Annotated in this window: 19 protein-coding genes and 1 pseudogene; 5 read left to right on the forward strand and 15 right to left on the reverse strand. The window is 61.8% G+C overall.

All coding sequences use genetic code 11. The annotated features are described in order from the left end of the window. Positions 1–77: 77 nt before the first annotated feature. The 3 genes from PWG15_RS23380 (at position 78) to PWG15_RS23390 (ending at position 4,719) form a co-directional block, all read left to right on the forward strand. Positions 78–1,010 (forward strand): LysR family transcriptional regulator, encoded by a 933-nt coding sequence (locus PWG15_RS23380; RefSeq protein WP_275027180.1) that lies wholly within the window; start codon positions 78–80, stop codon positions 1,008–1,010. A gap of 341 nt (positions 1,011–1,351) precedes the next feature. Beyond that, positions 1,352–3,958 carry an SH3 domain-containing protein gene (locus tag PWG15_RS23385; protein ID WP_275026415.1) on the forward strand — a complete coding sequence of 869 codons (2,607 nt, stop codon included), beginning with the start codon at positions 1,352–1,354 and terminating at the stop codon, positions 3,956–3,958. A gap of 335 nt (positions 3,959–4,293) precedes the next feature. Then, positions 4,294–4,719, forward strand: a complete 426-nt coding sequence (locus PWG15_RS23390; RefSeq protein WP_275026416.1) for a plastocyanin/azurin family copper-binding protein — start codon at positions 4,294–4,296, stop codon at positions 4,717–4,719. A gap of 161 nt (positions 4,720–4,880) precedes the next feature. Here the strand turns inward: PWG15_RS23390 and PWG15_RS23395 are convergent, their stop codons facing one another. From PWG15_RS23395 to PWG15_RS23450, 12 genes and pseudogenes are all read right to left on the reverse strand, one after another. After that, the gene (locus PWG15_RS23395; RefSeq protein ID WP_275026418.1) at positions 4,881–5,669 is read right to left on the reverse strand and encodes an ABC transporter ATP-binding protein; all 789 of its coding nucleotides are present in this window, start codon (positions 5,667–5,669) and stop codon (positions 4,881–4,883) included. After that, a complete protein-coding gene (locus tag PWG15_RS23400) occupies positions 5,666–6,619 on the reverse strand; it encodes an ABC transporter ATP-binding protein (RefSeq protein WP_275026420.1) in 954 nt (317 codons plus the stop codon). The genes PWG15_RS23395 and PWG15_RS23400 overlap by 4 nt, the downstream gene beginning before the upstream one ends. Further along, entirely contained in the window at positions 6,606–7,445 is an 840-nt protein-coding gene (locus PWG15_RS23405; protein ID WP_275026421.1) for an ABC transporter permease, read from the reverse strand. Before PWG15_RS23405 ends, PWG15_RS23400 begins: the two co-directional genes overlap by 14 nt. Then, on the reverse strand, positions 7,442–8,464 hold the full coding sequence (locus PWG15_RS23410; protein ID WP_275026423.1) for an ABC transporter permease: 1,023 nt from the start codon (positions 8,462–8,464) through the stop codon (positions 7,442–7,444). The genes PWG15_RS23405 and PWG15_RS23410 overlap by 4 nt, the downstream gene beginning before the upstream one ends. 17 nt (positions 8,465–8,481) lie before the next feature. After that, a complete protein-coding gene (locus PWG15_RS23415; protein ID WP_275026424.1) occupies positions 8,482–10,047 on the reverse strand; it encodes an ABC transporter substrate-binding protein in 1,566 nt (521 codons plus the stop codon). 36 nt (positions 10,048–10,083) lie between these two features. Further along, a complete protein-coding gene (locus PWG15_RS23420; protein ID WP_275026426.1) occupies positions 10,084–11,205 on the reverse strand; it encodes a DUF917 domain-containing protein in 1,122 nt (373 codons plus the stop codon). Next, positions 11,202–12,746 (reverse strand): hydantoinase/oxoprolinase N-terminal domain-containing protein, encoded by a 1,545-nt coding sequence (locus tag PWG15_RS23425; RefSeq protein ID WP_275026428.1) that lies wholly within the window; start codon positions 12,744–12,746, stop codon positions 11,202–11,204. The genes PWG15_RS23420 and PWG15_RS23425 overlap by 4 nt, the downstream gene beginning before the upstream one ends. Positions 12,747–12,749: 3 nt before the next feature. Next, positions 12,750–13,253 carry an Lrp/AsnC family transcriptional regulator gene (locus tag PWG15_RS23430; RefSeq protein WP_275026430.1) on the reverse strand — a complete coding sequence of 168 codons (504 nt, stop codon included), beginning with the start codon at positions 13,251–13,253 and terminating at the stop codon, positions 12,750–12,752. Positions 13,254–13,839: 586 nt separating this feature from the next. Beyond that, positions 13,840–14,190, reverse strand: a complete 351-nt coding sequence (locus PWG15_RS23435; RefSeq protein WP_275026431.1) for a ribbon-helix-helix domain-containing protein — start codon at positions 14,188–14,190, stop codon at positions 13,840–13,842. Between the two features lie 24 nt (positions 14,191–14,214). After that, positions 14,215–14,811 carry a DJ-1/PfpI family protein gene (locus PWG15_RS23440; RefSeq protein WP_275026433.1) on the reverse strand — a complete coding sequence of 199 codons (597 nt, stop codon included), beginning with the start codon at positions 14,809–14,811 and terminating at the stop codon, positions 14,215–14,217. A 144-nt stretch (positions 14,812–14,955) separates the two neighbouring features. Continuing rightward, positions 14,956–15,572 (reverse strand): annotated as a pseudogene (locus PWG15_RS23445) (ParB-like protein). Next, a complete protein-coding gene (locus PWG15_RS23450) occupies positions 15,556–17,148 on the reverse strand; it encodes a SulP family inorganic anion transporter (protein ID WP_275027181.1) in 1,593 nt (530 codons plus the stop codon). Before PWG15_RS23450 ends, PWG15_RS23445 begins: the two are co-directional and overlap by 17 nt. Before the next feature lie 190 nt (positions 17,149–17,338). On the opposite strand from PWG15_RS23450, the gene PWG15_RS23455 reads away from it, so the two are divergent. Continuing rightward, positions 17,339–17,836: an NUDIX hydrolase gene (locus PWG15_RS23455; RefSeq protein ID WP_275026435.1), complete on the forward strand. Its 498-nt coding sequence runs from the start codon at positions 17,339–17,341 to the stop codon at positions 17,834–17,836. Between the two features lie 24 nt (positions 17,837–17,860). Here PWG15_RS23455 and PWG15_RS23460 read toward each other — a convergent pair whose 3' ends face one another. From PWG15_RS23460 to PWG15_RS23470, 3 genes are all read right to left on the reverse strand, one after another. Further along, entirely contained in the window at positions 17,861–18,157 is a 297-nt protein-coding gene (locus tag PWG15_RS23460) for a hypothetical protein (RefSeq protein WP_342457064.1), read from the reverse strand. 226 nt (positions 18,158–18,383) lie between these two features. After that, positions 18,384–19,253: a DMT family transporter gene (locus PWG15_RS23465; RefSeq protein WP_275026436.1), complete on the reverse strand. Its 870-nt coding sequence runs from the start codon at positions 19,251–19,253 to the stop codon at positions 18,384–18,386. Between the two features lie 157 nt (positions 19,254–19,410). Then, positions 19,411–20,520 carry an NAD(P)-binding domain-containing protein gene (locus tag PWG15_RS23470; RefSeq protein WP_275027183.1) on the reverse strand — a complete coding sequence of 370 codons (1,110 nt, stop codon included), beginning with the start codon at positions 20,518–20,520 and terminating at the stop codon, positions 19,411–19,413. 403 nt (positions 20,521–20,923) lie between these two features. Here PWG15_RS23470 and PWG15_RS23475 point away from each other — a divergent pair, with 403 nt between their 5' ends. Beyond that, positions 20,924–21,475 carry a MaoC family dehydratase gene (locus PWG15_RS23475; RefSeq protein WP_275026437.1) on the forward strand — a complete coding sequence of 184 codons (552 nt, stop codon included), beginning with the start codon at positions 20,924–20,926 and terminating at the stop codon, positions 21,473–21,475. Positions 21,476–21,480 lie beyond the last annotated feature (5 nt).

Here is a 21,480-nt window from a genome sequence, read left to right on the forward strand (position 1 = left end):
GTGCCAACAAGTTGCCAGCGCCTGCGTTCTTTTTTAGAAAATCTAAATTGGAGTGGCAGGTTGAGGAGAATTTTGAGATGCCGAACCCGTCCTTGCGGGGCTTGCAGGCCTTTGAGGCAATCGGTCGATGTGGCTCTGTCAGTGCCGCCGCGGAAGACCTCGGCGTTTCGCCCGGTGCTGTCAGCCAACTGGTCCGAAACCTGGAGCAATGTCTTGGCTTGACGCTGCTGGAGCGGCGCGGGCGGCGGGTTGAACTGTCCTCATGGGGGCGGCTGTATTACCGCGAAGTCGCGAAAGGATTTCAGCAGCTTTCCCATGCGGCCAACGTTCTTACCCGCGCCAGGAACGAGACCAGCATCGTTCTGAGCGCCCTGACGTCGGTCGCAAACAAGTGGGTCAATCGCAAGATCTTCGACTGGCAATCGCTCTGTCCGGAATCGAGCGTACGCATTCTCGGTCAGGAGCAGGAACCTCGTATCGGTATCGAGCAGGTGGATTTCCGCATCACTTACGGGCGGCGATCGCACGTGCACGAACACGTGGCCAAGCTGTTTACGGACTGGATGGTGCCGGCTTGCTCGCCCGCGCTGATCGCCGGCCACATCCTCGAAACGCCGCACGATGTTCTGAAGTTTCCGCTCCTCAATGTGGAATGGGAGGCGGACTATAAGGCTTCCCCGCAATGGCGGGATTGGGCCGCGCTGGTGCACGCAGATGGTGGCAAGACGTTCTCTGGCCTTTCCTTCACCTTGTCGAGCAGTGCCATCGATGCGGCGGTGAACGGCAGGGGATTTGTTCTCGCGCAGGTTTCCATGATCAAGGATGAGATTGCGTCAGGAGCTCTGTTGGTGCCCTTCGACCTTCGCCTGCAGCTACCGGAAAGCTATTATCTAGCCTGGGACAGAGCCGCGCTCGAAAAGCCGTTTGGGCAGAAGTTCCACAAATGGCTCGTCGGAGTTGCAAGACAACAGGAACTGGCCTCCGCTCCGCCCACGGTTTCAGCCATCTGACGGCGGCGTTGCGGGATGAGGAAAGACATCTCGCAGCTCGACGCCTCCAGGCGAAACGCGGTGCCGGCGACAGTGCCTTTCATCATGGATCAAGATATCCAGCGGCCACCCTGATGGGGCCAGCCATTCAGGTGGCGGGAGCGCGTCGTTCAATGGGCGGCCTAATTAGAAGTTGGCAACGGATCAGTTGCACTCGTCATCGAATGTGCAATGATCCTGATACTGAACGATACCAATGGCCTGCGAATTCGAGACGTCCTTGTGGCGGCGCCCGTTTCCAGTGGCACTTCCAGCTGACAAGGACTGCGAACACACCGGGTCCCCAGTGAGGGAAAGTGGTCATGCGCAGAATTTTTGCGTACCTAACTATCGCTTCGTTCTTCTCCACCTTTGCTTTTGCTGATCCCGCCGTCTTGACGGCAAATGTGAATTTCAGGGTGGGCCCGGGCACCGGATTTGACGCAATACGCGTTATTCCTCAGGGCGAGGAAGTCGATATCAAGGAGTGTGATGCAGAAGCCTCCTGGTGTGCCGTGAGCTATTCTGGCGCAAATGGCTTCGTTGCGGGCAAATATCTCAACCAGTCAGACGCCACCGCGCCAGCCTGGCCAAGGGTGTTCAACACCGACAAGGGCGCCACGATCACGCTCTTTCAGCCGCAGATAACATCCTGGAAGGACTTCAAGGAGCTCGAGGCTCTGGTTGCCACCGAACTCAAATCGTCCGCCGATGCGAAGCCCATCTACGGGATCATCGGGCTTTCAGCCAAGACCGTAGCTGACGAAGCAACTGAAAACGTCACGCTGACGGATGTGAAAACCACGCGGCTCGATTTCTCGTCGCTGGACCGCGAGCAGCTTGCAAATCTGGCGCTCGAGATCGGAAAGCTTGTTCCTACCGATCCGATCGTCGTGTCACAGCAACGCCTGGCCGCAAGCCTTGCGGATTTCGAGCGGCTTGCAGATGCCCCGGCTATCAAGGCTGATCCGCCGCCGATCTTTGTCAGCGAGACACCATCAATCCTGTTGCAGACGGACGGCAAGGCGGTATCGGCGCCGGTCAAGGGCGTTGAGGGCCTGTCGTTCGTGGTCAATACGAACTGGGATCTGTTTAAGGTGGAGCAGTCGGGCGACTACTATCTGCGAAGCGACAAGAACTGGCTCACCTCGAAGACATTGGAGACCGGTTGGGTTGAGGCAGAGACGCTTCCGGATCTGTTTTCCAAACTGCCTGACATCGAGAACTGGAAGGGGGTAAAGGCTGCCCTTCCGCCAACGCGTTTCAACGAGAACGAGATCCCGAAGGTTTTCTATTCGGAGAAGCCAGCGGAGCTCTTGATTTTTGAAGGGAAACCGGCACTCGAACCGGTGGCAGGTACTGGCCTTGATTGGGTTTCCAATACGACCAGCTCGATCTTCTTCCATAGGGCCAGCAAGAATTGGTACACCCTTCTGTCGGGGAGGTGGTTTTCGTCGGCCTCGCTTGACGGCCCCTGGAGTTTTGCCACTCCCGATCTTCCGGACGATTTCCTGAATTTGCCCGAAGACGCCTCCTACTCAGCAGTGCGTGCCTCGGTCCCCGGCACCTCCGAAAGCGCAATGGCGCGTCTGAGGGCAAGCATTCCGAAGCTTGCGCGGGTTTCGACCGATGGGTCGTTGAAGGTTGACGTACACTATAATGGCGAGCCGAAGTTCGAGCCGATCGAAGGCACGTCCCTGTTCTATGCCGTCAACGCGAACGAGCAGGTGATCAAGGTGGCGGACAAGTATTTCGTCCTCAAGGACGGCATCTGGTTTGTCGGCGATACGCCGACCGGGCCTTTCGCGGTTGCGCGCGCGGTCGCCGATGAGATCTATGGCATTCCGTCGTCTTCTCCGGTCTATAACGCCACCTATGTCCGCGTCTACGACACGGAACCGGACGCCGTCTGGTACGGCTATACCCTCGGCTACCTCTATACGTATCTCGCGTGGGATACCGTCGTCTGGGGTTCGGGTTGGTATTATCCGCCCTATTGGGACTACTACGACGACGATTGGCCCTATTATCCGCCTCCGATCAGCTATGGGTTTGGCGCTTCGTACAACCCGGCCTACGGAACCTTCGGCCGCTATGGCTACGCCTACGGTCCCGAGAGGGGTTTGGCGTTTGGTGCGGCCTATAATCCCGCCACCGGGACCCGGTTCCGTGCTGGTGCTGTGGCAGGACCTGGCGGCGAACGGGGCTTCATCGCCGCCTACAATCCACGCACCGGCAATGCAGCGGTCGCGCGCGGCGGGCAGAATGTCTACGGTTCCTGGGGCAGCGTTGCCGTCAAGCACGGTGGAGAATTCGCGCGTATCAGCGGCGGAACAACGGGCAGCGCCGGCGGTCTGCGCTGGCGCAACACGGAAGGCAACAAGGGCTTTATCGTCGGCAGCAAGGGCGGCGATGTCTATGCCGGCCGCGACGGTAGCGTCTATCGCCGCCAGGACGGGCAGTGGCAGAAGCACACACCGGATGGCTGGCAGCCTGTTCAGCGACCGGAGGGAGAGAACCTCAGAAATGCGGGTCAGCGTGCAGCATCCAACAGGCCACAGGCCACGCAACGCATACAGAACAGGGTCGAGACGCGGCCAGCGCCACGCCGCAACCAGCAGGTTCGTCAGCGGGCACCGGATCATCTTTCCTTCGACCGTGCCGGGCGACAGTTCGGCAACCAGAATGAGCTCAGCCGCAACTATGGCCGGCTCTATCAGGAGTCCGGCCGCAATTTCCAAGGCTTTGACGGTGGCGGCGGCTATCGCGGCGGCGGCTTTCAGGGTGGCAACCGCGGCGGCTTCCACAGCGGTGGCGGGCGTGGCGGTGGGGGGGCAGCTATCCGCGGCGGCGGTGGTGGCGGCCGCGGTGGTGGTGGGGGCGCTATGCGCGGCGGCGGTGGAGGTCGTGGTGGTGGTGGCCGGCGCTAATCAGGCAGATCTGGTCACAAGCGCTATCGACCCGCCCAGTTTGTCCTGAAGGTAGCCGCCGAAAGCGACGTCCAGCCAGCCGACGACGTGTCACGCCGTCGCTCAGGCGCCTGTCGACGTCGTAGAACTGCCGCAAGACAGCTGATGGACAGGGTGCATCGCATAGAACGGCGTCGGGACCGCAGCGCTTTGCCGGTTGCGGGTCCCCGCTAGAAGGCTGGGTCTGAGCGCGCGATTGCTCCTGGCACAAGGAAAAATCCACCGGCAGCGATGCCACTCAGTCCCTCGACACGGCGCATTTCGCCAGTAACGTCAGCAAAAAGGGAAACTTGAAAATGCGGTTCACCCGAAACAAGCTAGCAGTGCTTACTTTGATCTGTCTGGCGTCGCCTGCGTTTGCCGCGACGACCGTCAGAGTTGTCGAGAGCGGCGAGGCTGGCGGTTCGATGACCCTGACACTTGACCAATCGACCATCAAGGCCGGTGAGACGACCTTTGTGGTCCACAACGACGCTATGACAGAAGAGCACGAGATGGTGCTGATCAAGCTGAAATCGGCCGACCAGAAGATCGATGTCGTCGCAGCCAAGCATCGCGTCAACGAAAAGCAGCTGAAAAGTCTTGGTGAGGTGTCTGACCTGAAGCCGGGTGCCGATGGCCAGATGAGGGCCAAGCTTGCGCCAGGCTCCTATGTTTTGCTCTGCAACATCAAGGGACACTTCGAGGCGGGTATGCATGCCATGCTGACGGTCACGAAGTAGCCGATCGGTCGGCACGGCAGCCAATAGCAACGGCGGTCACCGCAGGGTGGCCGCCGTTCGTGCAGTAGGATTGGGTCGGCGGATGTTCTGCGGCGCCTGTACCGATCTCCGGAAACGAAACGTGCTCGGACACTTCGGCGTTAGCGCGAAGCTGGCCCAACTCAGGCAGGCCTTTCACGTCGCCCGAACGAAAGCAGTTCGCGTGTATAGGGATCGGCCGGCGAACCGATTACGTCTTTGGTTTTTCCGAACTCGATGACATTGCCGCGCCGCATGACCAGAAGCGTGTCGGAGACGTGCGCCACGACCTTCAGGTTATGGGTGACGAAGAGCATCGACAGTCCATGTCGTTCCTTCAGATCCGAGAGCAGATTGAGGATCTGCGCCTGCACCGAGACGTCGAGCGCGGATGTCGGCTCGTCGAGGATCAGGAGGTTCGGCTCAAGCGCCAACGCACGGGCGATCGCCACGCGCTGCGCCTGGCCACCGGAGAGTTCGCCTGCGCGCCGGTCGAGGAAATCAGCCGGCAGCCCGCAGTCCGACAGCAGGTTCGCGATCTTCTTGCGCATGGCCGGGCCTTGCCTGCCGCCTTGTGCCAGGATCGGCTCGGCAAGGATATCGGCGATCGTCAGTCTCGGGCTCAGCGACAGGAACGGGTTCTGCAGCACGACCCCGATCTTCTGGCGTTCGCGGCGCAACGCACTGCCCCTCAGCGCCAACCAGTCCTGGCCTTCAAGCCGGACCTGACCGCTTTCCACCGGGAGGAGCCGAAGGATGGCGCGCAGGAGGCTTGTCTTGCCGGAACCGCTTTCGCCGACGATGCCGAGGGTCTCGCCCTTGGCCAAACGGAAGCTCGCACCGTCGACTGCAGGCTTTGGGCGAGCCGCGAAGAGGCCCGCGCGATAGCGGATAACGAGGTTATCGACGTCGAGTATCGGGGGCGTGGTCATGCAGCGTGCTCCGGCAGATGGCATAGCCAGCGATGCGCGGCTCGGTTGCGCTCCGGCGGTGGCGTGTCTGCGCAAACCGGAAGCGCCTGGGGACATCGGGGCGCAAAGGCGCAGCCGGCGATCGCCGAGCGCGGCGCTGGTATGGAGCCCTCGATGGCGGCAAGCCGTGCGCCGTGCGGTGCGGCGTCGGGCAATGCAGCGAGCAAGGCGCGGGTGTAGGGATGGCCGGGACGTCGCAACACGGCGTCGACCGGGCCGGTCTCGACGGAGCGGCCTGCATAGAGGACGGTCGCGCGATCGCAAGCCTCGGCGATCACGTCCATATCGTGGGTGATCATCAGCACGGTGAGCCCGCGTTCCGTCACCAGCTTGCGTAACAAAGCCAAGACTTGCGCGCCCACCGAGACGTCGAGCGCCGTGGTCGGTTCGTCGGCGATCAGGAAGTCGGCGCCGGTCGCCAGCGCCTGGGCAATGACCACACGCTGCTGCATGCCGCCCGAAAGCTGGTGCGGATAGCTGCACAGCACTTTTTCCGGATCGGGCAGCCCCGTTGCGGCGAGCAGATCGATCGCCTCTAGCCGACGGGACCGGTGCGGCCGGTCTCGATGGGCGCGGATCACATCGTCCATCTGCGTGGCGATGCTGAGCACGGGATTGAGGGCGGCGGCCGGATCCTGGGCGATCATTCCGATCCGCCGGCCGCGCAAGCGGACCGCATGCTCCCGAAGGTCCTCGCCGTCGAAATGGAACCGGTCGGCGACGATACGAGCGCCCTTCGGGGCAAGGCCGAGTGCCGCCATCCCGGTCATGGTCTTGCCACAGCCGGACTCGCCGATGACGCCGTGGATCTCGCCGCGCTCGATCTCAAGGCTGACGGCACGCACCGCGTGAACGTCGCCCTCTGATGTCGGGATGCTGACCGAGAGATTGCGGATATCAAGCAGAGGCACGGTCAGTCCCTCCCTTGCGGTCGCGCAACGCATCGCCGAGCACGCTGAAGGCGAGCGCGATGACAAAGATTGTGAGGCCCGGCATCGCCGAATACCACCAGCGCGCAGGGAAGAACTTTCGACCGGCATCGACCATCTGGCCCCAGTCTGCGATCGGCGGCAGCACGCCGAGGCCGAGGAAGGAGAGGGCGGCCGCCGTGAGAAGGGCGGGCCCGACATCGAGTGCCGCCTGCACCGTCAGCGGCCTGCCGGTCGCCGGCAGGATGTGGCGCAGGATGATGCGCCAATGCGAGACGCCGGAGAGTTGCGCTGCCTCGACATAGGGCTGCCCGCGCAGCACCAGAACCTCCGCTCGGGCGAGCCGCGCATACCATGGCCACCAGGTGACAGCCACGGCGATGACACTGTTCAGAAATCCCGGTCCGAGGGCGGCAGCCATCAGCACCGCCAGCAACAGAGCAGGGAAGGCGAGGAAGACGTCGGTACCGCGCATCAGCGCTTCATCGATCCAGCCGCCGAAGTAGCCGGCAGCAAGGCCGATCGGCAGGCCGATCAGCAACGAGAAGGCGACGATCAGCATGCCGTTCGTCAGCGAAACCCGGGTCCCGTAGATAATGCGGCTCAGAATGTCGCGGCCAAGATGGTCGGTTCCCAGCCAGTAGTTAGCGGAGGGCGGTGAGAGCTTAGCGGCGACATTGGGGCCGCCGGCCCCCTGCAAGGGGTAGGGCGCGATCCATGGCGCCAGAAGCGCAACGAGCACGAAGACGAGGATGATGAAAAGTGCGACGGTGCCGGGCCAGCCGAGGCGTTGGATGAGCTTCTTCATGACAGCGCCACCCGCGGGTCTACCAGGGCCTGGGTGATGTCGATCAGCAGGTTCATCATGACATAGCAGATGGTCACGACCATGGTGACGGCAGCGATGACTGGAAAGTCCTTGGCAAGGATCGCTTCCGATACATACCGACCGAGACCCGGCCAGGCAAAGATGATCTCGATGAGTACCGCGCCGGTCAGGGCATAGGCGAAGGAGAGGCCGATGACCGTCAGCGCCGGTCCCATCGCATTCGGCAGCGCGTGACCGAAGAGGATACGCGGTTCGGAAAGGCCAAGGGCGCGGGCAGCAACGATATGCCGGCGCTCGAGGATCTCAATCATCGCCGAGCGGGTCAGCCGCATGGCGACGCCGGCGGGGTAGGACGCGAGCGTCAAAGCCGGCAGGATCAAATGCGTCATAGCGTCGCCGAATGCGTCGAGGCGACCGGCGATGAGCGCGTCGATCAAGTTGAAACCGGTCACCATCGGCAGCGGTGTTGAGATCGCGATTTCTCTCGAAAGTCGCCCGGAGAGCGGCAGGATGCCCAGCCATTGCGCAAAGATGAGCTGCAGGATCATGGCCAGGAAAAAGGTCGGCATGGCGACGGCCGCGATCGAGCCGAAACTGCAGAACCTGTCGGCCCAACCACCTTGCCGTGCCGCGGCGATGACGCCAAATGGAATGCCGATCAGCAGCGCAAGGCCGGTTGAAAAGATGGCGAGCTCCAGGGTGGCCGGAAGATAGGCCCTGAGATCGTCTGAGATAAGACGCCTGGACTTGTAGGAGATGCCGAAATCGGCAGAGGCCATGGCACCGGCGAACGTTGCGAAGCGGGCAGGAAGTGGCGCGTCGAGATTGAGTTCCTGGCGCGCCTTCTCGATTTGCTCGGCCGTGGGACGCGGGCCCGCATAAAGGGCTGCGGGGTCCGACGGAACGACCTGTGCCACCACGAAGACCAGGAAGGTCACGCCCACCAACACGAAGGCGGAGAGAAACGTGCGGCGCAGGATGTAGCGTAGAAGTTCCATCAGACCCCCCGCGTGCCCTACCGGCTCAGATCGTTGACAAAGGCGATGTGACCGTAGGCCGGATTGTCGGCGTAGCCCTTGATGTCGGCGCGGATGATGTGGACGTTCGGTTGGTCGAGCATGAAGATGGCTGCAGCATCCTCGATGATCTTGCGTTGCGCCTCGATAAACAGCGCCTCGGCGCGCGGGCGATCCGTGCCCGAGAGCTTCGCCGCTTCATCGATCTTGGCGTCCACCTCTGGATTGGAATAGTAGCCGAGATTGAAGTTCGGCTTCTCTTCGCTGTGGAACAGGTTGAAGAGGTAGTCGTAGGGGGTGACGAAGGTTGGCCACCAGAACATGACGAAAATGTCCTGCGCCGCTTCTGGGTTCGATTTGCCGAGCTGCCATTGCGCTTCCCATGCCATCGGCTGGAGTTTCAGCGTGATGCCGAGCGTCTCCAGATTGGCCTTCCAGAGTTCGCCTGCAACTGCCTCGATCGCCTGGGACGTGGAATAGGTCATGACCAGTTCCAGGCCGGGCTCGACGCCCTCTTCGGCAAGCAGTGCCTTTGCCGCTTCCAGATCGGTCTTCGGGATGGGCGCATTGGCATCGTGGCCCCAGATGCCGGCCGGGACGACGCCCTTGGCGCGGGTGCCAAACCCGCTCGTTCCCGCGGAAATCACGTCGTCATAGGGAAAGGCGAGCGACAGGGCTTGACGCACCTTGACCTTGTCGAGCGGCGCCCGCTTGACATTGTAGAGGCCGAACAGCGTTTCGAACGAAGGGTTCACGACCACGTTCAGATCGGGATTGGACTTCAACGCCTCGAGATTTTCGTAAGGGAGGCTGTAGGTCCAGTCGGCCTGGCCGCTCTCGATCATGTTTTGAGCGAGCGTCGCATCCTCGACGATCTCGAACGAGATCGTCTGGAAGGCGCCGTCTGGCACCTTGCCCCAATAGCCTTCGGCCCGGTCGAGAACGGCGCGCTGGCCGGGCTCATAGCGCGAAACCTTGAACGCCCCGGTCCCTGCATCGTTGCCGGCGTTGAACCAGGTGGTTTCCTTGTCGTGCGAGGAAGGGGCATAGATCCAGGCGGCGAAGCCGGCCGACGCGATAAGGTCCAGTGGCTGCGGCTCGGAGAGCAGGAAGACCACTTTCAGAGGTTCCGGCGTTTCGATGGAGGAGACCGGGCCCCAGATGAAGGACGCGCCGCCGCCGATCTTCTTCGTCCGCTCGATCGAGCCCTTCACCGCCTGCGAGGTCAGCGGCGTGCCGTCGTGGAACTTCACGCCTTCACGAAGCGTGAAGGTCCAGGTCTTGCCGTCGGCGCTCACCTCCCAGGAGGTGGCGAGCAGGGGGTCGATCCTCGCTTCGGCCTTGTCGGTCGCGGGAATGTAGCGCGTCAATCCCTCGTAGACATTGGCGAGCACTGCACCATCGTTGGAAAACGAGGTGGCCGGATCAAGGTCCGGGAAGCTCGTCGGATAGGCGAGCGTGAAGATGCTGCTGGTGCCCTCAGCCATGGCAAAATTCCAATGCGATGCGGCGGCTGTAGCGAGAGCAGTGAGGGCGGCGGTTTTCAAGAAATTGCGGCGGTTCATGTCGGGCTCCCAATCGAGTTCTGGAGGGGCGGACGCTTAGGCGTCTTCTTTGTAATGGGGTACGGCAGGCGCATCCGCAGACACGCCCATCGGCACGAAGTCGAAATCGTAACCAAAGGCACGCGGGCCGACGGAGGCGAGCGCGATCTCGCTGCGCAGCAGCACCGGTGCAGGCATGGACAGCACGTCGATGCGCAGGCCGTAGCGCAGCTCTTCCGTGCCGATCGCCCGACCGGTTTCCGAATCCACGATGCAGATCAGGTCCGGAACCATGGTGATGATCTCGTCGCCTTCGCGCGCGATCAGGTATTCGTTCTGGATGTCGACGGTGAGCGTGCGGCCTGCGTCTGCGTCGAGGCCCGCAACGGTGAGCTTGCCGCGAGTGAACCCCGCCATGACGCGGCGGCTGATATCGGTCACCTTGCCACGCATCAGGCGCACGCCGCCGGATTGCTTCAGGATGGCTTCGACCGGGTCCTCCTTGGCCGCCCGCGCGTTCATCACCGCATCCCCGAGGCTCCAGGCCTGGCTGGTGGTGTGGGGCACGCCGAAACGGCGCACGAATTCGCCCGACATCGGCGCCGTCGTCATCAGCGCCGTGCATCCCATGGCAATGGTGCTGGCCCGCAGCAGCTTCTCCAGCATCTTCGGCGTCGTCGCGTCGGTGACGACAAGCACGTTGCCGTCGGCGTCTGCAAGGGCCGCCGGCTGCACGGCCTGGCCGTGGATGAAGAAGGTCGTCATCTGCACTTCCGGGAAGGCCCGGCCCATGCCGTCGGCATCCACCACAGGCAGGTCGACCATCGCTGCCGTCAGCATCGGCGCAATACCGTTGCCGCCGCCGACTTCGTCGCCGAGCAGCGCATCGACCTTGCGGCCGAGATGCCGCTCGAGCGCGTTCAGAAGCCGGACGCCCTCGCTGCCTTCGGGGATCTTTTCGATACCCACCGTCGGGGCGCCGATACCGCCGAGACCCAGGATCTGGGCATCCGGCGCCATGTCGGCCGGGCGCACCATGCGAATGCGCTTGCCTTCACGCAGGAGCGCCTTGGCGCGCAGCAGGCCGTGATAGGTGCTGCCGCCGCCGCCGGTTCCCAGAATGCCGCAGCCGATGGCGATGCGATCGATATCCGCTTCGCTGAGCGTCCAGTACTTCATGCCCGCAACTCCCCAATCACTTTCGCGGCGACGCGAACGGCATTGCCGGGCAGGTAAGCCAGCGGCGTTTCCTCAATTTCGGCAAGGGTAGTCGTATCGGCATCCGCGCCGGCTTCGACGGCGCGTGCCCGTGCCTCGGCGACGATGGATTCCAGTGCGATTTCCCGCGTGGTGCCTTCCAGCGAAACCACGCTGTCCACCTCGCCGGACACCTGCGCGATTGCCGCGCCGATGGCGTTGGCAGAGCCGAAATGATCAGGCTTCAGCGAAACGGAGGTTCCGTCGAGCAGCCCCTCGACCAGCACCGAACCGCCACCGACAAGAATGGCGGGGATCGGATCGGCGCTTGGCTTCATGCGGTCGAGCACCGTCTCGATGCTGGCCTTCATCTGCGCCAGCATCTGCTGCGCAAATTCCGGCGTGATGCGGCTGAGGCGGCCGCGCTCGCCAAGGTCGACGAGGCCTGCAGCAACGGCGATATCGGTCGCCGTCAGCGTGTCGCCGCCGAAGCAGAGGGCCTTTTCCGGTAGGCGGAAACCGACCGAATCCGGGCCGATTGTCGAAGACGGACCGGGGCGCACGATGCTGCCGCCACCAAGGCCGAAAGAGTAGACGTCTGGAACGCGGAAATTGGTCGGCACGCCGCCGATCTCAGCGCCCTCGCTGCGGGTGCGCGGGAAGCCGGCGACCAGCATGCCGATATCGGTGGTGGTGCCGCCGATATCGATGACCGCAGCATCGGAGAGCCCGGTCAGAAAGGCCGCACCACGCATGGAGTTGGTCGGTCCGGACGCGATCGTGAAGACCGGATAACGTTCGGCAAATTCGGCCGCCATCAGCGTGCCGTCGTTCTGTGTCAGGTAAAGCGGGCAGGTGAGGCCGAGGGCGGCGAAAGCCGCGCGGAAGGCGCCGACCGTCTCGCGTCCGAGCGTGTGGAGGCTCGCGTTGAGAATGGTTGCATTTTCGCGGGGCAGGAGGCCGGTGCGGCCGACGCGGTGCGACAGGCTGATTGCCGCGCCCGGCATTTCCTCGGCAACGATTTCCGCCGCGTCGTTTTCCATTTTCGGGTCGACCAGGGCGAAGACCGAGCAGATCGCGATCGCGGAGATGCCTCGCGCCTGCCAATCCCGGCACGCCGCGCGGATTGCCAGGTCGTCGAGCGGCGCAATCTCCGAACCGTCATAGTTGACGCCGCCGCCAACCAGGGCAGCACCGCCGTCGACAATCGGGCGAAGGGTGTCCGGCCAGTCGATCATGGGCGGCAGCGAACGCGTCGCCGCGCCGCACAGCCTGAGCACGCCGACCTTTTCAAGATGCCGCCCCTCGACGATGGCATTGAGGAAGTGCGTGGTGCCGATCATCACCGCATTGACCGCGCCGGCAGCAACACCTGCTTCGGCCAACACGGTGCGGATCGCCGCGCTGACGCCCGACGTCACATCCGCGGTGGTCGAGGATTTTACCGTGGCCAGAACCTCGGCGCCGCGCAGCAGCGCCGCGTCCGTATTGGTTCCGCCGACATCCACTCCAATACGAAGCATGGTTTATCCCTTTTTCTTGCCGCCGAGGTCCGTACCGCGGCTGATCGCGGTCGTCCTCGTGCCGAATACCTTGTAGAGGCGCAGCACGACCGAGCTCGTAACGCGCTTGACGCCTGGCAGTTTGCCCAGCTCCTGATCGATGAATTCGAGCAATGCCGCGTGGTTGGCAACGAACAGCGAAGCGCTGAGGTTCGCCGTGCCGCTCGTGGCGGCGAGGTAGCCGATCTCGTCATACTCGGCGAGCAGGATGGCGACCGCCTCCTGCTTGCCGGGCTCGACCTCGATCAGAAGCTCGACCTGTACGTCGCGTCCGAGCGCGACTGGATCAGGAATGGCGCCAATGACGATCATCTTTTCCTGCAGCAAGCCGGCGATGCGGTTGCGGATCGTGCGCTCCGAGACGCTGCCGATCCGGCCGGCGATCTCGGCGGCCGAAAGGCGCCCGTCTTCGGAAAGATAACGGATAATCTCTCGGTCCAGATCATCGACGAGGTAGCGTTGGGTCATCACCGTTTCCATTTCGGCCTTCGTGAACCGAGTAAATTTCCGAAACGGAATTGTGTCAAGAATATTTCAGTCGTCTATGGAAATTTTTGTCTAAAATGTCCTGTTTTAGGCGCGAATTCTTCCAGAAGTTGCCGAATCGGAAATTGAAGAGGTGGTGAGAGGTTGCCGAAACGGCCGACCGGGAGGGGCGGGGTGCCCGATTTCCGCTTGGCACGGGCTGCGCCCAGGGTTTGCTGCGCTACCAGCTTGCGCCCGAAGAGCGCCCGGTGTTTCGAACGGAATGCTTCCGTAACGATGTAAGCGGAACCGAGTGCGGCTTTGGTGGCAGTTCTCTTCAGGGGCGGCGCTCTGCCTCCAGGCGGTTCTGACGGTCGCGACAAGCGGGACCTGGCACGAGATCGGCGGCGTCACGCCAAGGCCGCGCAGCGGCAAGCCAATGTCTAAAAGGCGACCAGCTACAGCGTTGCAGCCGGCCTGGTACTCGCAACGAGAACGCTGACGCACCGCAATGACCTCAGCCGCTTCTCGCGAGCCGGCGGAGGGTGCGGTGGTGTTTTGCGGCCCTCGACTGACGAGGGCCGCTGGCTCAGTGGTATTTCTCCTGCTCGCGAATGAGGATCGCCGGAGCGTTCAGGCCGGCGATCGGTTGGCTGACATCCGACGGGATGTCACCGGTCAGTTGAAGGTCGAGATAGCGCGCGCAGCAGACCCGCAGGAACGACGTGAAGTTTCCAAGGTCATGGCCGGCATCGATGGACTCGTGATGCAGCTTGGTTATCAACTGCGTGACGTTCATACGATCGCGGTGGGCGATCTCCTCGAGCTTGGTCCAGAAGAAATTCTCCAGCCGGACGCTTGTCACCATGCCATCGACGCGAAGCGAACGGCTCGTGCTTTCCCAGAGCCTTGCGTCAGCCTTTATGAACAACTCGCACATCGCGAACCTCCCTTGTCCGCTTCCTCAGGCGGCGTCCGTTTGTAGCAGGGCGGAGGCGTCGAGCACAGCCATGAACTGGCGCAGCCACGAAGGATGCGCCGGCCAGGCGGGTGCGGTGACGAGGTTGCCGTCCGAGACCGCATCGTCGATCGCGATATCGGCATAGATGCCGCCGGCGAGTTCGACTTCCGGGCGGCAGGCGGGATAGGCCGAGCACGTGCGCCCCTTCAGCACGCCGGCCGCGGCAAGAAGCTGGGCGCCGTGGCAGATGGCCGCCACCGGCTTTCCGGCTTCGAAGAAATGCTGCACCGCCTTGATGACATCGGGGTTGAGGCGCAGATACTCCGGGGCGCGGCCGCCGGGGATGACAAGCGCATCATAGTCTTCGGCGCGAATGCTGGAGAAGGTGGCGTTGAGCGCGAAATTGTGGCCGCGCTTTTCCGAATAGGTCTGGTCGCCCTCGAAATCATGGATGGCGGTCGCGACCGTCTCTCCGGCTTTCTTGCCGGGGCAGGCGGCATGGACGGTGTACCCGCAGGCAAGCAAGGTCTGAAACGGGACCATCGTTTCATAGTCCTCGGTGAAGTCACCGGTAATCATCAGAATTTTCGAAGCTGACATCTGTTCCTCCCAAAACCAATGGGAGGAGCTTAGCAGGGCAGGCGCGCGAGCAGGTACTAACGGAATACTACAACGAAGATTCCCCGCGGATCCGAAGCGCCCGATCGTGAAGCGATCGCGATCCAGGCTTTGGCGAAGATCCCGTCAGTCGGAGATACCGCACCAGCCCGGCAGAAAACTGGCTGACTTGCCATGCGCAAGGCTAAGCACGTCACGCACGGCCTTGTCGATGTCGCTTGCGATCAGCTTCGCGTCGACGCGCGATCGCAGGAAGTTTGCCCACATGAACTCGCTGTAGGGGGTGATATCCTTGGCGTAGCTCCCGCCCGACGAAGCGCGCCTGCCAGCGACCGGTAGGGATCGTCGACGAGGCCGGCGATGGCCTTCGGCAGATCTCTATGGGATCGCCGCAGGCCCTGCGCGTCGAAGGGGTACATCCAGTGGCGGTGGTCCATGACCGACCAGAATTCTTCCTTGGGGAGATGGCTGAGGTCGAAGACGATGCTGGTCAGTACATGGGCGACGCCTTCCTCGTAAAGCGCGCGCACAAGGTGGTGGTGATCGACCAGATAGGCGCGCTCCTTCGGGCCGAGAACGACTGGCACCATATGATGTCCGAGATATTCCGGGCCGTGCTTCTTTGCATTCCTGCGCCATTCCTGCCGTTTGTCGGCGACCTCGAGCAGGCCAACGGTGATCTGGGTCGGACGAAGTTCGGCAATCTCCACCGGTTGCAACTGCGGCTCATAGACGGTCGTCATTGAACGGCTCCGGGCGAGGGCATGGTAGATCCTGGTTGGACACGGCTGCGACCGCATCATCGACACTGTAGCTGAGATAGGAAAGAAGCGCGGGAGCTGCCAATGCGATCAGATCGCGCACGCGGTCATGTACACGTGCGTATTGCACGCGTTTGTTCTGCGCCCGGGCCAGCGCGTCGAATTCGAGCAACGCGTCGAGTGCGGTGCTGTCGAGATCGAAACTTTCTTCCAGGCTGACGATGATGGCGCGCACCGTTTGATCCTGGCCGATCCTTGCCGCCGTCTCGGTGAGAATGGCATCCGCATTGGCAAAGAAAAGCGGCTGGGCCGGCCGCCATATGGAGATTCCTGGAATCGGCCTGGCATCGGCGTGGCGGGTGATGTCGACGAAGTCATGCCCCTGACCGAGGCGGCCAAGGGTGGCAACATAGGGAGTGGAAAGCTTGTGCAGCAGAGCGGCCAGGGAGAGCGCGACGGCAATCGTGATGCCGTTTACCACGCCGAAGGCGATAACTCCGACTGCGGCAGCCAGAGCGATAAAGATGTCATGCTTCAGCTTCCACAACCTCAGGAACGGACGGGGATCGAGGGCGTGGGCCAAGGCGGCAATGACCACCGCCGCCAGAACGGGTTGCGGAAGGCTCTCCACCAGGCCAGCGCCGACGATGACGAGGATGGCAAGACCGACCGCGGCGATGAACGCCGTCATCCGGCTTTCAGCGCCGGCAGCTTCTGCTGCGGACCCGGCCGAAAATCCTGCGCCGACGGGCATGCCTTGCGCGACGGCACTGGCGATGTTCGCGGCACCGAGCGCCAGCAGTTCGCGATTGGCCGTCACACTTTCCCCATGGCGCAGCGACAACGAACGAATGGTGCCCCAGGACTCCGCGAAGAGAATGAGGACGAGCGGGAGCGTGTACGGCACCAGTTGCCTGAGCTGGCTCCATTGAATGAGCGACCACGATGGCCAGGTCAGCGCTATGGACAGCGGGCCGACCACCGCCACGCCGTGGCTCGAAAGGTCGAGGAGTCTTGACGCCAATATGCCGGCACAGAGCACCAGGAAGGCCCCGGGCAGAAACGGCACCTGCCGCAAGAGCAGGAGGGCGGCGAGGGCTACAAGCCCGACTGTGACGCTCGCGGCATTCCACTGCGGCAACGCCGCGAAAAGCGCAGCGAGCTGATGGACGATGTCCGTGGCCGGTATGTCAACCCCGGTCACGGCGGGCAATTGTCTGATGATGATGGTGATCGCCAAGCCCAAAGCGAAGCCACGGAGCACCGGGCGGGAGATGAAGCCGGCGAGGTTCCCAAGCCGCAGCAGAGACGCTGTGGCAAACAAAAGGCCCGTCAGCGCCACGATCACGCTCACAAGCGCCATTTTGTCAGCCGACGAACCGGGTAGCGCCGCCATCGTGGCCGCAAGAATCGCGGCGGAAGACGACGTCGGAGACACGATGGCGAAACGGCTTCTGCCGAAGACGGAGTAGGTGAGGCAACCGACAATGGCGGCGACGACCGCGTGCTGAGGTGCGAGACCGGCAATGCCGGCATAGGCGACGGCTTCGGGCAGCATCAGCCCGGCGACGGAGAGCCCCGCAATCCAGTTCCTGTTGCCCACCCTTGTCCCGACCTTTCTCCTTGTGGCCATGTCTACACTGTCTTGCCCGTTTCATTTTGCAATCGCTCATTGCGAGACGGGCCGTCATATATCTGTCATAAACGGCGACAAGATTCGGCTGCAATCCATCGAACCCGAGAGACCGATGTCCGAGCAATTCTCGCTGGTATGCGAAACGCTGCCACAAAACGCTGCTCGTTCAATGACATGTGTCCAGCAGGCTGGCGCGATTTGTTTTCGGACCTCCTCAGATAGCTCGCCTGAAGTGTTGCTCGTCACCAGCCGCCGCAATGGCCGCTGGGGAATACCGAAGGGCCGTATAGAGGCAGGGGAGACAGCCTGCGCCGCCGCCGCGCGCGAAGCGATGGAAGAGGCTGGCGTTAGGGGGCGCGTATCGAACGAGGCTGTAGGCTCGTTCGTCTACACGAAGGATAGCACTGATCTCAGCTATCATCTCAACGTGCATTTGCTCGAAGTCCAGGAAATTCTGTGGGACTTTCCCGAGAGGGAAAGCCGGAGACTGCAATGGACCCCTCTCGAAGCCGCGATCCAGGAAGTTTCTCAGCCAAAGCTCCGTGAACTGCTTTTGCTTCTGGCTGCAGAAAATGGACTGTGCGCGGGGTTTGAACTCGAGGCACAGTAGCGCTGCCAGCCTCATAGGCGGAAATCAGTTTGCGGTTTTCGCTCTTTGCAAAAGAACCTGCATCTCCTGAAACCGTCTCTTGCGTTCGGGATCGTCCTCATTGGCGGAATAGCAAATGCGCGAAACGCAGAAGCGAAGTATTTTCTTCGGCGCGTTCGCAGTGTCAAATTCGCATTCAAAGGTATCCGTCATGTCGGCCTTTTTGGTGTCGGTCCTTTCGGAATACTTGAAGCGAGCGCCGGGCGGCTCAATCTCGGGGAAGGACTGGACCACGCCGACATTGAGGGCGTCGATCATGAAGAAATTCTTGGCGACCGCCATGCAGGTCTTCTCGAGGTCGGGGCTCTGCGAATAGGCCGGGGTCGCCGCAATACACAAGACTGGGAGAAGCCATTTCATCGCATACTCCATCCGCAGAGAACCTTGCCATCCGATCGGGCTGCTCCGACAACACGGGAAGGTGGAAATTGTTCCGTCGCGTGGGTCCCTGGAGCCTGCGAACCAGCGTGAATGTCACAGAGCGTGAGTTCTCGCGTGCAGGGGCGGCCTATGAGCGCTTGGCCAACTGGTGTTCGCGCCAGATCGTGAAAAGGCCGGCGCCGACCACGATCAGCGCCCCGATGACCATATTGTGCGTGATCGTTTCGCCAAACAGCAGGACGGCAAACATCACGTTGAGAACCAGCTGAAAATAGGTAACCGGCTGAACTTCCGCGGCAGGCAGCAGCCCGTAGGCTCGGATAAGGAAATAGTGGCTGAGCGTGCCGCAAACGCAAAGGGCTGCCAACGCGAACCAATCGGTGGGAACGACTTCGGTCCAGTAGAACGGGCCGATCAGCGAAATCGCCAGTGCTCCGACCACGCCTGCATAAAAGAGGCTCGTCACTGCTGAATCCTCTCGGCTCACTGCGCGCGTGGCGATGCTGTAGAGCGCGAACAGCACGGAGGCGACCAGCGGCAGAAGCAGCGACATGTCGAAATGAACGTCCACCGGATTGATGATCACCAGCACGCCGACAAGTCCAATCAGTACCGCGGCTCCGCGCCGCCATCCGACCACCTCTCCCAGAAGAGGTATCGACAGGATGGTGATGATCAGTGGCGTTGCCTGGAAGATCGATTGGCTCATGGCGAGCCCGGCGTGAACATAGGAAAAGACGATGACGACGATCTCTGCAACCAATAGCAGGCCGCGAACAACTTGCAGCCACGGATGTCGTGTTTGAACGGACCGGCGAATGCCGCCTGGAGATGATGCGGCAAAAGCAAATACGAAGAGGGCGAATGCCCAGAAGCGGATCATCGTTATGAAGAGCGCCGGATATCGATCGCCCAGATACTTGGTTATCGCATCCTGCCCTGCGAAGATGCAGATGGCGAGGAAGGCATACAAATAGCCGCGGGTCTTGGGGCTCATCACACTACAAACTCAGAATCGATCGCCGCTTGATTAGCATAGTCTTTTCGCGCGCGCCCGAACCAAAGCTCACGAGACGGCTCCGTTGGTCTGCGAAGTCGGCTCGCTTGTCGCATTGCTTCAAGCAAGAAGGGCTGCCGGAACAATCGCTGCCGCTTCAGATCAGACCGAGATGGGTGGCCAATTCCCGTGCTGCGGCGCCGCCAGCCCTGTTTGCTCCAATCGTGGAAGCCGAGGGGCCGTAGCCCACCAGATGGATGCGCGGGTCCTTTTCGACCCGCGTCGCGAGGCGTCCGCCCATCACGATGCCGCCGTCGTCCCCGCGCAGTTGCAGCGGAGCGAGATGGTCGAGTGAACTGCGAAAACCCGTCGCCCAGAGAATGACGTCAGCCTTTTGTTCCGTTCCATCAGGCCAGCGTACGCCGTGAGGAAGGATTTCGCTGAAGATGGGCACGCGATCCAGCGCCCCGCGTTTTGCGGCGGCTCGCAGCGCCGGGGTCCAGGGAATGCCGGTGACGGACACCACCGAGCCCGGCACCAGGCCATTCCTCACCCTTTCCTCAACGGCAGCAACGGCGGCGCGGCCATCTTCCAGAGTGAATGGTCTTTCGCGAAACTGCGGCTCACTTCGCGTGACCCACGTTGTCGTCGTTACTTGCGAGATTTCGTCAAGGTGCTGCAGCGCTGAAATACCGCCGCCGAGGACAATCACATGTTTGCCGGCAAAGGCGTCCGCCGTTTTATAGTCACGAGAGTGAAGCTGCAGTCCTTCGAACCGGTCGGCGCCAGGATAGGCGGGAATAGAGGGGCTCTCCCATGTTCCCGTGGCGTTGATGAGCCCCTCGGCCGAAAAGGTTTCACGGTCGGTCTCCACCCGAAGTCGTCCGAAACGGTCGCAGACCACCTTGACCGCGACCGGGCGATAGATCGGCAGCCGGAATTTTTCTTCATACGCGGCGTAGTAGCTGGGAACCGCGGTCGACGCCCGCGCCTCTGTTTCTCCAAGGGGAACAACTTCCGCAAACTCCATGCCCGGCAAGTCGTGGAGACGGTTGACAGTGCTCAGCGTCAATGACGGCCAGCGATGCTGCCAGGCGCCGCCCGGTTTATCGTTCTTGTCGAGGACAATGAAATTCCGGCCCGGCTGAAGGCCAAGCTTCATCAGGTGATAGGCCGATGACAGCCCAGCTTGGCCCGCGCCGATCAGGACGATGTTGACCTTGATCGCGGTCTGAAGCGCTGCATTCGGTGAAGCGGTGGATGATATAGGGTCAGTCACTGTCGATCCTCGAAACGCTTAGCTCGGCCGCCGGCTTCAAAACGAGACTCGCGCCCCCTTCTACACATCCTTGTGGTCGTAAGAACCAGGACGCGCAATCCGTTCTCGACATCGTTTCGGGGAATCCCTCGCTCGGCAAGCCCGTTAGACTGGTGTGCCACGGCGATCGGAAAAGACGCCCGGGAGGATTGGCTCGTTGTGGCGTCACTATTGCGTTGCGCCACGGTGGCGCGTTCCGGACCCGTCGAATACTCGAGTCACTTGAAATCATGATCCATATGTGAGTAGAGTATTTATATAAGAAAGTCTTGGTTGCTAAAGTTGAGTGCTTGCGGGCGTCGATGGCAGAAACCAAAGGCTGCATTAGCCTTCACTGCGCAAGGGTCGTCTCATGCATGAATTCACGCCCACAGTCGGGGTTTCCTCGACGTACCCCACCGACATGCCGCAGGACCATGCTGCTTTGCCGGTCTGGAACGCGGAAAACTGGTTTTATGAGGATTGGCCCGTTGGCCAGCGCATCCGATCGCTGCGTCGCACGATTGCAGAAAGCGACAGCAATCTTTTCAATACGTTGGTGGTTGATATCCACCCTTACGTTCAGGATCAGATGTTTGCCGAGCGGGAGGGCATTTTCGGCAAGCGCCTGGTTGCAGGCGCCTTTGTCTTCTCGGCCGGCCTCGGACTGGTCGCCACCAACTGCGTCAACGCCTTTTCCTACGGCTACGACAAACTGCGCTTCATCAAGCCGGTCTTCATTGGCGACACGATCTACACGATCCGGACCAACATGGACAAAACCCCCCGCTACAAGGAGCTCGGGCTTATCCGCGCCAGCTACCAGGTGTTCAAGGGCGAGGGGGAACTGGTGCTCTATTGCGAGCACCTGCAGACCGTGAAGTACAAGAACCCCGCCGATTTCGTCGGCAAGACCGAGAAATAAGATAC

This window comes from Ensifer adhaerens (genome assembly GCF_028993555.1).
Taxonomy (GTDB): Bacteria; Pseudomonadota; Alphaproteobacteria; order Rhizobiales; family Rhizobiaceae; genus Ensifer; species Ensifer adhaerens_I.

Bases quoted from the DNA above. Each gene is read 5' to 3' on its own strand.
- PWG15_RS23390 (WP_275026416.1), top strand. From the start codon at position 4,294: ATGCGGTTCACCCGAAACAAGCTAGCAGTGCTTACTTTGATCTGTCTG.
- PWG15_RS23455 (WP_275026435.1), top strand. From the start codon at position 17,339: ATGTCCGAGCAATTCTCGCTGGTATGCGAAACGCTGCCACAAAACGCT.
- PWG15_RS23415 (WP_275026424.1), bottom strand. From the start codon at position 10,047: ATGAACCGCCGCAATTTCTTGAAAACCGCCGCCCTCACTGCTCTCGCT.
- PWG15_RS23435 (WP_275026431.1), bottom strand. From the start codon at position 14,190: ATGTGCGAGTTGTTCATAAAGGCTGACGCAAGGCTCTGGGAAAGCACG.
- PWG15_RS23440 (WP_275026433.1), bottom strand. From the start codon at position 14,811: ATGTCAGCTTCGAAAATTCTGATGATTACCGGTGACTTCACCGAGGAC.
- PWG15_RS23460 (WP_342457064.1), bottom strand. From the start codon at position 18,157: ATGGCGGTCGCCAAGAATTTCTTCATGATCGACGCCCTCAATGTCGGC.
- PWG15_RS23465 (WP_275026436.1), bottom strand. From the start codon at position 19,253: ATGAGCCCCAAGACCCGCGGCTATTTGTATGCCTTCCTCGCCATCTGC.
- PWG15_RS23395 (WP_275026418.1), bottom strand. From the start codon at position 5,669: ATGACCACGCCCCCGATACTCGACGTCGATAACCTCGTTATCCGCTAT.
- PWG15_RS23430 (WP_275026430.1), bottom strand. From the start codon at position 13,253: ATGACCCAACGCTACCTCGTCGATGATCTGGACCGAGAGATTATCCGT.
- PWG15_RS23405 (WP_275026421.1), bottom strand. From the start codon at position 7,445: ATGAAGAAGCTCATCCAACGCCTCGGCTGGCCCGGCACCGTCGCACTT.
- PWG15_RS23450 (WP_275027181.1), bottom strand. From the start codon at position 17,148: ATGCTGCCCGAAGCCGTCGCCTATGCCGGCATTGCCGGTCTCGCACCT.
- PWG15_RS23380 (WP_275027180.1), top strand. From the start codon at position 78: ATGCCGAACCCGTCCTTGCGGGGCTTGCAGGCCTTTGAGGCAATCGGT.
- PWG15_RS23410 (WP_275026423.1), bottom strand. From the start codon at position 8,464: ATGGAACTTCTACGCTACATCCTGCGCCGCACGTTTCTCTCCGCCTTC.
- PWG15_RS23425 (WP_275026428.1), bottom strand. From the start codon at position 12,746: ATGCTTCGTATTGGAGTGGATGTCGGCGGAACCAATACGGACGCGGCG.
- PWG15_RS23420 (WP_275026426.1), bottom strand. From the start codon at position 11,205: ATGAAGTACTGGACGCTCAGCGAAGCGGATATCGATCGCATCGCCATC.
- PWG15_RS23385 (WP_275026415.1), top strand. From the start codon at position 1,352: ATGCGCAGAATTTTTGCGTACCTAACTATCGCTTCGTTCTTCTCCACC.
- PWG15_RS23475 (WP_275026437.1), top strand. From the start codon at position 20,924: ATGCATGAATTCACGCCCACAGTCGGGGTTTCCTCGACGTACCCCACC.